The 12,000-nt window shown below is 68.8% G+C and carries 13 protein-coding genes and 1 pseudogene; 4 read left to right on the top strand and 10 right to left on the bottom strand.

Annotated features, from left to right (window positions below; genetic code table 11):
- The first annotated feature begins 650 nt into the window (after positions 1–650).
- Complete coding sequence (locus tag RBH18_RS40315) at positions 651–1,055, top strand: hypothetical protein (protein WP_306215796.1); 405 nt, start codon at positions 651–653, stop codon at positions 1,053–1,055.
- A gap of 154 nt (positions 1,056–1,209) precedes the next feature.
- Complete coding sequence (locus tag RBH18_RS40320) at positions 1,210–1,998, top strand: pentapeptide repeat-containing protein (protein WP_306215797.1); 789 nt, start codon at positions 1,210–1,212, stop codon at positions 1,996–1,998.
- A 225-nt stretch (positions 1,999–2,223) separates the two neighbouring features.
- Here RBH18_RS40320 and RBH18_RS40325 read toward each other — a convergent pair whose 3' ends face one another.
- From RBH18_RS40325 to RBH18_RS40340, 4 genes are all read right to left on the bottom strand, one after another.
- Positions 2,224–3,012, bottom strand: coding sequence for a recombinase family protein (locus tag RBH18_RS40325; RefSeq protein WP_306215798.1), 789 nt, complete (start codon positions 3,010–3,012; stop codon positions 2,224–2,226).
- Complete coding sequence (locus RBH18_RS40330) at positions 3,009–3,353, bottom strand: serine integrase family protein (RefSeq protein WP_306215799.1); 345 nt, start codon at positions 3,351–3,353, stop codon at positions 3,009–3,011. The genes RBH18_RS40325 and RBH18_RS40330 overlap by 4 nt, the downstream gene beginning before the upstream one ends.
- A 668-nt stretch (positions 3,354–4,021) precedes the next feature.
- Positions 4,022–4,390 (bottom strand): ArsR/SmtB family transcription factor, encoded by a 369-nt coding sequence (locus RBH18_RS40335; RefSeq protein WP_306215800.1) that lies wholly within the window; start codon positions 4,388–4,390, stop codon positions 4,022–4,024.
- Positions 4,391–4,458: 68 nt separating this feature from the next.
- Positions 4,459–5,988, bottom strand: coding sequence for an MFS transporter (locus RBH18_RS40340; RefSeq protein ID WP_306215801.1), 1,530 nt, complete (start codon positions 5,986–5,988; stop codon positions 4,459–4,461).
- Between the two features lie 110 nt (positions 5,989–6,098).
- On the opposite strand from RBH18_RS40340, the gene RBH18_RS40345 reads away from it, so the two are divergent.
- The gene (locus RBH18_RS40345; RefSeq protein WP_306215802.1) at positions 6,099–7,307 is read left to right on the top strand and encodes a molybdopterin molybdotransferase MoeA; all 1,209 of its coding nucleotides are present in this window, start codon (positions 6,099–6,101) and stop codon (positions 7,305–7,307) included.
- Positions 7,308–7,312: 5 nt separating this feature from the next.
- Here the strand turns inward: RBH18_RS40345 and RBH18_RS40350 are convergent, their stop codons facing one another.
- The 6 genes and pseudogenes from RBH18_RS40350 to RBH18_RS40375 all read right to left on the bottom strand — a co-directional run.
- Positions 7,313–8,674 (bottom strand): FAD-dependent oxidoreductase, encoded by a 1,362-nt coding sequence (locus RBH18_RS40350; RefSeq protein ID WP_306215803.1) that lies wholly within the window; start codon positions 8,672–8,674, stop codon positions 7,313–7,315.
- 8 nt (positions 8,675–8,682) lie between these two features.
- On the bottom strand, positions 8,683–9,090 hold the full coding sequence (locus RBH18_RS40355; protein WP_306215804.1) for an arsenate reductase ArsC: 408 nt from the start codon (positions 9,088–9,090) through the stop codon (positions 8,683–8,685).
- A gap of 36 nt (positions 9,091–9,126) precedes the next feature.
- On the bottom strand, positions 9,127–9,741 hold the full coding sequence (locus RBH18_RS40360) for an arsenate reductase/protein-tyrosine-phosphatase family protein (RefSeq protein ID WP_306215805.1): 615 nt from the start codon (positions 9,739–9,741) through the stop codon (positions 9,127–9,129).
- A complete protein-coding gene (gene arsB, locus RBH18_RS40365; protein WP_306215806.1) occupies positions 9,738–10,829 on the bottom strand; it encodes an ACR3 family arsenite efflux transporter in 1,092 nt (363 codons plus the stop codon). Before arsB ends, RBH18_RS40360 begins: the two co-directional genes overlap by 4 nt.
- A gap of 1 nt (position 10,830) precedes the next feature.
- Positions 10,831–11,133 carry an ArsR/SmtB family transcription factor gene (locus RBH18_RS40370; protein WP_372339060.1) on the bottom strand — a complete coding sequence of 101 codons (303 nt, stop codon included), beginning with the start codon at positions 11,131–11,133 and terminating at the stop codon, positions 10,831–10,833.
- Between the two features lie 51 nt (positions 11,134–11,184).
- Positions 11,185–11,541: pseudogene (locus tag RBH18_RS40375) on the bottom strand (ArsR/SmtB family transcription factor); the annotation flags it as partial.
- Positions 11,542–11,813: 272 nt separating this feature from the next.
- Here RBH18_RS40375 and RBH18_RS44225 point away from each other — a divergent pair.
- A partial coding sequence (locus tag RBH18_RS44225) for an FAD-dependent oxidoreductase (protein WP_372339061.1) occupies positions 11,814–12,000 on the top strand: 187 nt, incomplete at its 3' end.

Consider the following 12,000-nt stretch of genomic DNA (forward strand, 5'->3'; position numbering starts at 1 on the left):
GAGCCATCCGCGTTCTACGCAGCGCCGACCGCTGCCGACGCGGCAATATGGTCGCCAGTACCCGGTGCGCGGCGTCGCATTGAGGTGGACGCCTGGGTGGGCGAAGCGCCGTCGACCATCTGCCGCGCCAGCCAGCCCGCAGCAAGCGGCGCCGGTGCTGGCGTTGTGGCGTGGGCAACGGAGGCGAGCGCGATGACAAGCAGAGATGCCAGGGCGGCGACGAGGAGCGTGCGCCGACGGGAACGGTGGGGCTCGGCCATCAGGCGAAACCTTTCCGGACATCCGGTCGGCACGGCCCAGCGGTGCACGGTGGGCTGCTGCGACCCGGCGCCACGACGGGTGAAGAGCGGTCCAGCGGCGACGGGCATTCGGGCTCGCCGCACCAACAGCCGCGGCCTACCGTTGCGGGCCAGCGCCGGACTTCGACCGGACTTCCCACATCGACCCTCTGCTATCAACTTGTCGCGCAGAGCGTGTAGTGCAACCAGAAGCTACGTCAATGCACCATCGGGCATCATCGGGAGATGCTGCGCGAGGGTGACGTGGTGCGCAGGTCAGTCGCCACAAGTGCGAAGCCGTCGAATAGCGCATCGCGGATGCCGGCCAGGCCGCTGTCGCGAGCACTGGGATTCATCCACTATCGTCGACGCGTGACGTTGGTCGAATGCGCCATCTGGGGCCTTTTTGGCGCAGCTGCGGTCGAGGGGCTCGAGTGGCGCGCCATCACCCTACGGACCAAAGCGTGGCCCTGGAAGTGGCGAGACCAGCGATGGCCGTATCTGACGTCGATAGCCATCCGTCTCATGATCGGCGCCGGACTGGCCGCAGCCGCCGGGGGAAGCAACCGGATGGGCGCGGTCGCGATCGGGGTGGCAGCTCCGCTGATCATCGAGAAGCTGGCGGCCAACTTCCCGGTCGGCATGCCAGCCGACGAGACCTCACGATCCAGCTCCGCCTCCGATCTCTCAAGTAGCCCAAGCCAGGCGAGCGTACGAGATACGGACCCCGAAGAGCATATTGAAAATAGGGCGATGGAGACGCGCGATGCAGAATAGCAGCTTCGCCGCGCGACTCCTCGTTGCTCTCGCCCGCAACGTTCCACCATATGTGCCGACGAACAGGCATAACCCCGGAGGGCGATTCTGGCCCCTCGTTGCCGCCCTGGGAAGAAAGCCGATCTCTCAGGCGCGTCCACACGTTCCTGAGGACATGACGAAAGCCAACCTGGCGGGCGCTAAACTGCGCGGCGGCAAATTCATCGACCACGACTTCACCGGAGCCGACCTTTCTGGCGCAGACATGAGTCACGCGGATCTGCGGTGGGTGAATTTCACCGACGCCGATTTGAACCGGGCAAAGTTTACATCGGCTGAATTGTTTGAGGCGAAGCTCATCCGGGCGAGGTTGGCGAATTCCTATCTTGGCGACGTCAAGGCTAAAAAGATCGACGCCACAGGAGCCGACCTGCAAAATGCGGATCTGCCTGATGCGGATCTGGGCGGGGCGCTATTCGCGGGGGCGCGCCTGGCAGAAGTGAAGGCGAGGGGTGCCAACCTCCGCTGGACAGACCTCACTGGGGCGAACCTTGACGGAGCTGACCTGATGGATGCCATCCTGGTCGGCGCGCGCGCGGAAGACGCTCAGTTTCGTGGCACCAACCTGGGTGGAGCAGATCTTGACGGAGCGTTGTTGAGGCATGCGGTCCTACGCGACGCGAACCTGGTCCAGGCCTCACTGAAGGGTGCCGATCTCACCGGCGCGGACCTCGGCGGAGCTGTGCTGCGCGGCGCTCGACTGATAGACGCTCAAGTCGACGGTGCAGACTTGCGCACGTCACTTTTCAGCGACGAGGACCTGGAGGGCGTCATCTGGACTGCCGGCACCCGCTGGCCGCCGAGCGTCGATATCGCCGATCTATGGGCAAAATCAGATGAGTTCAGCCCGGGATTATTCAGAGTGCGACCGGAACCAGTCGAAAACTCCGTGGCGCTGGCGTGAGAATTGTGCCCTCGCGGCCTGAAAATCCCAGTTCGAACGGACCAAAGATTAGGGCCACTCGGCGCCGCGAAACCGCTGTCAGAGGTGGCTAATTCTCTGTGTCACGGGTCGCCGAAACGCGGTCATTGCTGATAGGCTCCGCACATGAACACAGATACCCTTGTGGTACCTGTACCACTCGTGGGGGTTCAAGTCCCCCCTCGGACACGTAAACCCCCACCACGATCATTCACGTTTCGGCGGATGATCGAGGTGGGCGTTTTTCGTTGCGGGCCGCGGTCGCGGGATGCGGATCCCTGGCAGTGTAAGTTGACCTTGGTCGGGCTCGTCGTCCTCTTGATCTGATGGGTCGCCGAGATCACTGTCACCGGTGTCCAGGACGATGCTGACCGGTGTGCACACGACCGAAAGCGTCTGCAGGCGCAACTTCGCGGGAATCCTCGCAACCTCGATGCTGTCCGGCGTAGTGGCCAGATAGTGCGCCAGCTGCACCCGGATCTCGGCGAGGATGTGGTCCTCGCGCACGTACAGCGTTGTCATCCGGTCGGGCTGGGCGTCGCTGGCGCTGGTGTGCCCGTGCCGGCACCGGTAACGGGCCCGGCCGTGCGCCCAGTGTCCTTCCATTCGGCGCCCGCACAGCCCGCAGATCACCAGCCCGGTGAGCTGGTAGCGCCGCGGGTTGGCGTCATCGGCCACAGCGAGGACGCTGATCTCCTGTGCGGCGAGGAAGTCGGCCTCACTGACCAACGCCGGATGTGCGCCCGGTTCGGAGATCTCCCACTGGTCGCGGGGGTTCCAGTGCCGGGTCGGTTTCACCCCGGGTGGGCGGCTGGTTTTGTCCCCGGGTCGTAGTTCCCGGTGATCGACGCTTTGGCGTTTCCAGACCTGCCGGCCGGTGTAGCGCGGGTTGGCCAGGATTGCCGCGACCGTGCGCAGCGTCCAGGCAACACCGGAGCGATGCGGATTACGGGCCCGGTCGTGTGCCGAGGGCGGCGGCACGCCGAGCGCGTTCAAGGTGCGGGCGATCCCGGCGGTGCTGGTACCGCCAGGCGCTGGGAGAAGATGAACTGCACTTGGGGTGCGCTTTGTGGGTCGGGGTCGAGGCGCATGAGTTTGCGTCCCCAGGCGGCGTGTTGGGGGTTGGGGTGTGGTCCGGCTTCGACCAGGCGGTAGCCGTACGGCGGTCGCCCGCCCAGGTGCCGGCCCTGGGTGCGGGCCTGGGCGCTCATGGCGGCGGTGGTGCGTCGTCGGGCGCGCAGTACCTCGCGCTGCGACTGGTGCCCGAGCATGCGTAGCAGCGCCCGGTGTTCCGGATCGGTCAGATCGACCGGGCCGTCGCACTCGGCGATCCACACGTGTACGCCGTAGGCGTGCAGCTGGGCGATGATGCTGCGGGTTTGCGCGGCGGTGAATGCCGCTCGAACTCGCCGATCACCACCGCGTCGAACCGGCGCTCCCGGCTGGTCGCCTCCCGCAGCAATGCCGCGGCCTGCGGGCGACGCTGCCAGGGCAGTGAGCGCGAATAGCCGACGTCGAAGAACTGCGCCACGATCTGACCGCGGCCGGCGATAGCCGCCAGTGCGGCGTCGCGCTGCCATGTCTGTGACGACGCCGGATCTTGAAACCGTCCGGTCGAGGTCCGGCCGTAGAACGCAAAACGCAGACCGGGCGCGGCAGTTCGGTCTGCCGGCCTTCCTCGCCGCCGGGTGCGTGCAGGTGGGGTCTCGAGCCAGGCCGTCAGAGTCGGTGCAGGTGGCGGTAGTTCGGTTCGTAGGCTGGCTGGACCAGACGCCATGGTGATCACCTCGGGTGCGAGGGCCGTTCCCTACCCACCGGCGTACTCCCTCGGGTGCGGTCAGCGGAAGGCCTGTGCGGTTGCAGCCCTCGAACGGTGGAAGGCCTGTCCCTCGTGAGTGGCCACGCGTGCTTGCCGGGGCGAGGCCCGTCGGGCCGGTCACCCTCGAACGAGCCTGCTGAAGATTCAGCTGGCTGTTGGTGGCTTGTGCTCTGCGTGTTCCTGCGGTCAGGATGCTGCGGGGGAGTGTCCCGTGGCGTTTGGTGCGAGCCCGGCGAGACTTGACAGGAGGCGCACCGGTTCGGTGAGGGCGGAGCAGCAGACGGTGTAGCGGTTGCTGCGGCCTTCGGCCACCGCCTCGACGAGCTCCTGTTCGCGTAGCAGGCCGAGGTGGTGGCTGACCAGAGTCTGGCTGAGGCCGGTGGCCTCCTGCAGTTCCTTGACGGTGCGGGAGCGCTCAGCGATCAGCAGCATCAGCGTCAGGCGGGTCTCGTCGGCCAGTGCGCGCAGTTTGGGTGTGAGAACCCGGGCGGCGTTCTGCTCGCGCAGCAGGGCTGCGGTTGCACTGACGGACATGGGTGCTGACGAGGTTTCCACGATGCTCTCCTGAGGGCTGGCGCTACCCGACCGTACAAGCCTGCCTGACCAGTGTGCGCTGGTGCCTGTCAGAGTTCCGCGGGCTCGGGTTCCGGCTGGGGACTGGCCTCGGCCGGGGCCGGTTCCTGGCGGTGCCGGGGCAGGATCAGCAGGGCGATGAGGGCGCCTGCGATGGCGACGCCGGCGCTGATGTAGGCGGCGTCCAGGCTTGCGGCAAAGGCCCGGTTGGCCGCGTCGAGCAGTGCGCGGGCGCCGTCACCGCCGAGTTGAGCCGCTGCGGCTGCGGCGGCGCCGATGGAGTCGCGGGCGATGTCCGCTCCGGGCACCGTGCCCAGATCATCGCGGTAGAGGGTGGTGGCGACGCTCCCGGTGATGGCGATGCCGAGGGTGCCGCCGATCTGCATCGCGGCGTCGGCCACGGCCGAGCCGGCCCCGGCCTGGTGTGCGGGGGCCGAGACCATGACCGCGTCGGTGCCGGCGGGCAGGGCGATGCCGACGCCGAGGCCCAGCACCGCCAGTCCCCACAGGGCCTGGGCCTGGGCGTCGACGGTCAGGCCGGCCAGCATGACCGCGGCGACGGTGCACAGCAGCATCCCGGCGGCTGCTGTCAGTTTGAGGCCGATGCGTTCGACCAGCACGGGCGACAGTGGTGCGCCGAGCATCATGGTGCCGACGGCCAGCATCCGGATGCCTGCCTGCATGGGGTCCAGGGCGAGGACGAACTGGAGGTACTGCGTCAGCAGGAACAGGGCGCTGAACAGACCGAAGGCCACGAGTGTGATGGTCAGGGCGCCGCCGCCGTAGCGGACGTTGCGAAACAGCCCGACGCTGAGCATGGGCTTGGACGTGCGCCTTTCCCACCACACGAACAAGGCGAGCAGGACGACACCGGCGCCGAGCGCACCGAGCGTGGCCGGGCTGTCCCAGCCGTGCCGGGGTGCTTCGACGATGCCGTACACGATGGCCACCAGGCCGGTGACCGACAGCGCCGCACCGAGCAGGTCCAGGCCCGGGTGGCTCGGGTTGCGTGACTCCGGGATGAGGAAGAGCCCGACGATCACCGCAATGGCGACCACGGGGACGTTGATGAGAAAGATGCTGCCCCACCAGTAGTGGTCGAGCAGCAGGCCGCTGACGGCGGGGCCGAGCGGGACGCCGATCGCCGCCGCGCCCGACCAGATCCCGATCGCCTTGCCCTGCTCCTGCGCAGGGAAGACGTCTTTGATGATGGCCAGGGTGGCCGGCATGATCAGTGCTGCGCTGACGCCCATGGCGGCGCGCAGGGCCACGAGGGCCTCACCGCTGGGTGCGAATGCCGCCCCCAGGGTGAACACCAGGAACGACAAGAGGCCGATCGTGAGTACGCGCTTGCGCCCGAAGCGGTCCGACAGGCCGCCGGCGAACAGCAGCAGGCCGCCGAACGTCAAGGTGTACGCGTCGACAACCCACTGTAGTTGTGTCGCTGTGGTGTCGAGTTCTCGTTGGACGCTCGGCAGGGCGAGCTGGATGACGAGCGTGTCGAGTCCGATCAGTACGAGGCTGAGGGACAGGACGGCCAGGATTTGCCAGCGGCGCTGGTAGGCAGCCGTGTGCTCCACGAAGGATCCCCTTCGGCGCGATGGTGATATCGACGGTGATGACCGCGCCAGTGAACCATCAACGGTTTTTGTCGTCAACAAAGAACTTTGGTGGATTGTAGGGTGGTGCCGTGACAAGCACCGAGATGCACAAGACGGGGATCCCCTGGCGCGATGCGCGGGCGATCGCCTCGTCGGCGCCCGCGCCACTGGGCGCCGAGACCGTCCCTCTGCCGAAAGCTGCGGGCCGCGTTCTGGCGGCGCCGGTGATGTCGCTGACCGACTTGCCCGGCTTCGACACGGCGGCCATGGACGGCTGGGCGGTCAACGGCTGTGCGCCGTGGCGGATCGTGGGGCGGGTGCTGGCCGGGGGCGCGCCGTGGCCGGCCACACTGGCGCCGGGGCAGGCGGTGGAGATCATGACCGGGGCGGTGGTTCCTGGTGGAACGACCGCCGTCGTGCCGTACGAACGGGCCGTCACCGATGCCTCGACGTCGACGGTGATCTCCGGCGAGCAGACACGGCGCAGCCACATCCGGCGCGCCGGTGAGGACGCCACGTGCGGTGACGAGCTCGTGCCCGCGGGACGGGTGCTGACCCCGGCGGTGTGTGGCCTGCTGGCTCAGGGCGGTGTGGACGCGGTCGCGGTGCATCGCCGGCCGCGGGTGCAGCTGCTGGTGACCGGCGACGAGGTGGTGCCCGCCGGTGTGCCCGCCGCCGGGCAGGTCCGTGACGTCTTCGGGCCGATGGTGACGGCGCTGGTGGCCGCGGCCGGCGGGCTGGTGAGCGATCAGGTACTGCTGCGCGACGATCCTGCGCTGCTCGCCGAGTCGCTGGCAGCGACCGACGCCGACGTCGTGGCGGTCAGCGGTTCGTCCTCGGCCGGGCGCGCGGATCATCTGCGGTCCGTCCTCGAGCGCGCCGGCGCGCGGCTGGTCGTCGACCAGGTGGCCTGCCGGCCCGGGCATCCGCAGGTGCTGGCGTCGCTGCCCGGCGGGCGCTGGCTGGTCGGGCTGCCGGGCAACCCGTTCGCGGGGCTGGTCGCGTGCGTGACGTTGCTGCTGCCCGTGCTGCGCACGATGAGTGGTTGCGGCTCCCCGGCCGCGGGCGACGCGGACGGGGTGTTGCTCCGGCTGCCGGTGTTCGGACAGGTGCACACGACGCCGGGCGTCACACGGCTGGTTCCCGTCGTGCTGCACGGTGAACGCGCCGTGGTGGTTGCCGGGTCCCGCCCGGCGAGCCTCGCCGGCGCAGCGGCGGCGGATGCTCTGGCGGTGCTGGAGGACGGCTGGCGTGCCGGGGCACCCGCGGATTTGGTCGCGCTGACGGGGGTGTGGTGATGCGGTCAGCGTGAGATCGCCTGCGACCATCCGGTGGTGGCCAGTTGCACGGCGTCCCAGGGGCTGCCCAGCGGTGGGGTGTAGGACAGGTCGAGCTCGGCGATGTCCTCGACGCACGCGCCGTAGCTGATGGCGGTGGCATAGGTGTCGACGCGCTTGGCGATCTCGGCGCCGCGGGAGCCGAGCAGCTGAGCGCCGAGCAGCCGTTCGCTGGCGCGATCGCCGGTGATGCGGATACGCACCGGCGTGGCGCCGGGATAGTAGGCCTTGTGGTCGTCGGCGGTCGTCTCCACGGTGACCGGGTCGTATCCGGCCCGGCGTGCCGCAGCGTCACGCAGCCCGGTGCCGGCGACGACCAGGTCGAACACCTTGACGGCCTGAGTGCCCAGTGATCCGGCGAACGTGGCCGTGCCGCCCGCAGCGTTGATGCCGGCGACGCGGCCCTGTTTGTGCGCGGTGCTGCCCAGCGGCAGATAGACGTGATCGCGCAGCAGCCGGTGGTAGGTGTGCACGCAGTCGCCCGCGGCGTAGACGTCGGGCAGGCTGGTGCGCATTGCGCGGTCCACGGCTATCGCCCCGCGGATGCCGAGCTCGGCTCGTGCCGTCGCGGCCAGGGTGGTCTCCGGCCGTACTCCGGTGACTACCAGCACGATGTCGCCGGTGTGGCTGCCGTGGTCGGTGTCCACGGTGAGCCGGGCGCCGTCGCGGGCGATGCTGCGTACCTTGGCGCCGTGCTGGACGGTGACGCCGTGCTGGTGCAGGTGTTCGGCCAGCGGCTGGGCGAGTTCCGGGTCGACGGTGGGCATCACCTGGTCGAGCTGCTCGAGCACCGTGACGGCCAGTCCGCGGATAGTGAGCGCTTCGGTCATCTCCAGGCCGATGTAGCCGGCCCCGACGATGACGGCTGTGGTGGCGTCGCGGTGTTGCAGGGAGGCGAGTACGGCGAACATGTCGTCCATGGAGTGCAGGACGTGGACGCCGTCGGCGGCGGACAGCCGGTCCAAACCGTTGATCGGCGGCGCTGCGGGTACGGCGCCGGTGCCGATGATCAGCCGGTCGTAGGCGAAGGTGGCTGTCGTGCCGTCCGGTTGAGTGGCCGTAACGATGTGCGCGCCGGGGTCGATGGTGGTGGCGCGGTGTCCCAGCAACAGCGTGAGGCCGGCCCGCTCGAGGTCGGTGCTGCTGCGGTGGGCCAGTTGTCGCCAGGACGGCACATCGCCGGAGATGTGATAGGGGATGCCGCAGATGCTGTAGTTCGGATACTGGTCGGCGACCAGCAGGGTGACTTCGGCGGTGGGGTCGTGGTCGCGGGCGGCGAGGCCGGCGCTGATGCCGGCGTCGCTGCCGCCGATGATGAGCAGGCGCATGACGCCGCTCAGGGGTGCGGGACGAGGTCGGCGATCAGCTGCTGGATCCGGGTGCGGATCTCGTCGCGGATCGGGCGTACGGCCTCGACGTCCTGGCCGGCGGGGTCGTCGAGCTTCCAGTCCTCGTAGCGCTTGCCGGGGAAGATGGGGCAGGCGTCGCCGCAGCCCATGGTGATGATGACATCGGAGCTCTCGGCGGTCTCCCACTCCAGCTTCTTCGGCGTCTGGCCGGTGATGTCGATGCCGACCTCGCGCATGGCGGCGACGGCGGAGGGGTTGATGGTGTCGGCGGGCTCCGATCCGGCGGAGCGCACTTCGACGGTGTCGCCGGCGAGGTGACGCAGCCAGCCGGCGGCCATCTGGGAACGGCCGGCGTTGTGCACGCATACGAACAGGACGCTGGGTTTGTCAGACATGAGCGGGTCCTTGATGGTCGACGGTCGGGAGATGTCTCAGGTGGTGAGCTCGGTGAGCAAGGCGCGGACCCGGGCGTCGATGTCGTCGCGGACGGCGCGGACGGCGTCCAGGTCGCTTCCGGGCGGGTGGGGCAGCTCCCAGACCTCGTAGCGGGGACCGGACACACGGGGGCAGGCGTCGGCGCCACCGGCGAGGACGACGACGTCGGCGGCGCGCAGGACGTCGTCGGTCAACGGCTTCGGGAACGCGTCGCTCAGGGTCACGCCGACCTCGGCCAGCACGGCGGCGGCGGAGGCCGACACTGCCGGGTCCGGACGCGAGCCCGCGGAACGCACGTGCACACGGCCGCGGCTGTGGTGTGCCATGAGGGCGGCGGCCATCTGTGAGCGCCCGGCGTTGTGGATGCACAGGAACAGCACCTCGGGCACCGGTTTGCCGATCGTGCCTGTGGTTTGGGCCAAGGCGGTGAGCCGGTCGATGGTGAACCGGCGGACCTTGTCGGGCAACTGCTGGTCGGCGTGGGCGGTGCGGTGCAGCGTCACGTAGGTCTCGTTGACGTAGCGGTTGATGGTGTCAGGGGCGATGTGGTTGGCGAAGCGTTCGTTCATCTCGCTCCGTAGCTCGCGCAGAAGGGACTCGACGGTGCTCATCCGCGCTGCCCGGGGGCCGGCGCGGTGAAGAATCGCCGGCGTAGCGCGAGACTGACGTAGACCAGAGCCACCAGGACCGGAACCTCGATCAGCGGTCCGACCACTCCGGCGAGTGCCTGGCCACTGGTCACCCCGAAGGTGCCGATGGCCACGGCGATGGCGAGCTCGAAGTTGTTGCCCGCCGCGGTGAACGCCAGGGTGGTGGTGCGCTCGTAGCCCAGCCCGATGGCTTTGCCCACGGCGTAGGAGCCGCCCCACATGAGCCCGAAGTACACCAGCAGGGGTACGGCGATCAGCGCGACGTCCCACGGGCGGCTGGTGATGGCGTCGCCCTGCAGGGCGAACAGGATCACGATGGTGAACAGCAGCCCGTACAGCGCGACCGGGCCGATCGTGGGCAGGAGCCCGTCCTCGTACCAGGTGCGGCCCTTGGCTTTTTCGCCGAGGCGGCGGGTGAGGAATCCGGCCAGCAGGGGGATGCCGAGGAAGATGAGCACGTTGCGGGCGATGTCCCAGCCGGACACCTGCAGGTCGGCGCCGGACAGGTGCAGCCAGCCGGGCAGCACGGACAGGTAGAACCAGCCGAGCAGCCCGAACGCGATCACCTGGAACACCGAGTTGAGGGCGACCAGCACGGCGGCGGCTTCGCGGTCGCCGCAGGCCAGGTCGTTCCAGATGATGACCATGGCGATGCAGCGGGCGAGACCGACGATGATCAGGCCGGTGCGGTACTCCGCGTGATCGGCCAGGAAGATCCAGGCCAGGGCGAACATGACCGCCGGGCCGATCAGCCAGTTGAGCACCAGCGAGCAGATGAGCAATCTGCGGTCGCGGGTGACGGTGTCGAGGCGGTCGTAGCGGACCTTGGCGAGCACCGGGTACATCATGATCAGCAGGCCCAGCGCGATGGGCAGGGAGATCCCGCCGACCGTCACGGCCTCCAGGGCGGTGTTCAGGCCGGGGATGAGCCGGCCGAGCAGCAGCCCGGCGACCATGGCCAGGCCGATCCACAAGGGCAGGAACTGGTCGAGGCGCGACAGGCGCGCGGCGACCGCCGGTGGGGCGTCACCGGCTGTGGTGGCAGTCATGTCAGCAGGTCCTGAAGATGTCGTCGTGGGTGCGCGCCTGCGCGGCGAGGTCGGCCAGGTGCAGGGCGGCGCCTTGCAGGGCATCGGGTACGAGCCGGTAGTAGGTGAAGCGGCCGCGCGGCTCGGTGGTCACCACGCCGGCTTCGCGCAGCAGCTTGAGATGCCCGGAGACGTTGGGCTGCTTGGCGCCGGTGTCGGTCACCAGGTGGCTGGTGGTGGCCGGGCCCTCGGCGAGGATCCGCACGATCTGCGCGCGCAGCGGGTCGCCGAGCAGACGCACCACATCAGGATTGCTTGATATCACTGCATCTTGATGTGTTGGACCGGGTGCGGCACAGGAGGTGCCGGCCTCGATCGCCGGGGCGGCTGCGCTGGTGGTGAGCAGGCCGCCGAGCAGGTCGAGCGCGTCGCGGCGGGCTCGGTAGTACACCCAGGTACCGCGCTTCTCGGTGTCGACCAGCCCGGCTTCGCGCAGCACGCGCAGGTGGTGCGAGATGGTGGGCCCGGTGACCTCGAACGCGTCGGTCAGGTCACAGACGCACATCTCCGCCGTGGAGGCGATCAGGGACAGCAGCCGCAGCCGGACCGGGTCGCTGAGCGCCTTGAACAGCGGGGCGAACTGGCCCGCGACCTGCGGCGCCAAGGCCTGCGCCGACAGCGGCGGGCAGCAGCCCTGGGCCGTCGAGGGATCCAGCACGGGGGAAACCGACATGCGGTTAGCTTGACAGGAGTCTAATCGCAATGCAAGGTGAAACGACGGTTCGACCGAAATCGAGATATCGATCAGTGCTCGCTGATGTCATGGCGCTCGAAACAATTCAGGCGCTCGCCGGCCCGTCAACGATGGGCTGGCTGATGAAGGGACATGCGATGAGTCAGAATTCTTCTACTACGACGTGTTGCGCGCCTCCCGCCGTGGCGGAGACTGTCACGAACAGTGCCAGCTGCTGCGCGCCCGCAGTAGACGCATCACCGGAAAATGATGTGTTCGGTGAACCGTTGTCTGCGCATCCCGTGGTGGTCATCGGTGGCGGGCCGGTCGGACTGGCAGCCGCCGCTCATCTGCAGGAGCGGGGGCTGCCGTTCGTCGTTCTCGAGGCGGGGCCTGCGGCGGGTGCCGCGATCGCCGAGTGGGGGCACGTCCGGCTGTTCTCGCCGTGGCGGTACAACA

It is taken from the genome of Actinoplanes oryzae (assembly GCF_030757795.1).
Classification (GTDB): Bacteria; Actinomycetota; Actinomycetes; order Mycobacteriales; family Micromonosporaceae; genus Actinoplanes.

Excerpts from the sequence above, each read along its gene's own strand:
- RBH18_RS40320 (WP_306215797.1), top strand. The coding sequence starts at position 1,210 with ATGACGAAAGCCAACCTGGCGGGCGCTAAACTGCGCGGCGGCAAATTC.
- RBH18_RS40350 (WP_306215803.1), bottom strand. The coding sequence starts at position 8,674 with ATGCGCCTGCTCATCATCGGCGGCAGCGACGCCGGCATCAGCGCCGGC.
- RBH18_RS40355 (WP_306215804.1), bottom strand. The coding sequence starts at position 9,090 with ATGTCTGACAAACCCAGCGTCCTGTTCGTATGCGTGCACAACGCCGGC.
- RBH18_RS40360 (WP_306215805.1), bottom strand. The coding sequence starts at position 9,741 with ATGAGCACCGTCGAGTCCCTTCTGCGCGAGCTACGGAGCGAGATGAAC.
- arsB (WP_306215806.1), bottom strand. The coding sequence starts at position 10,829 with ATGACTGCCACCACAGCCGGTGACGCCCCACCGGCGGTCGCCGCGCGC.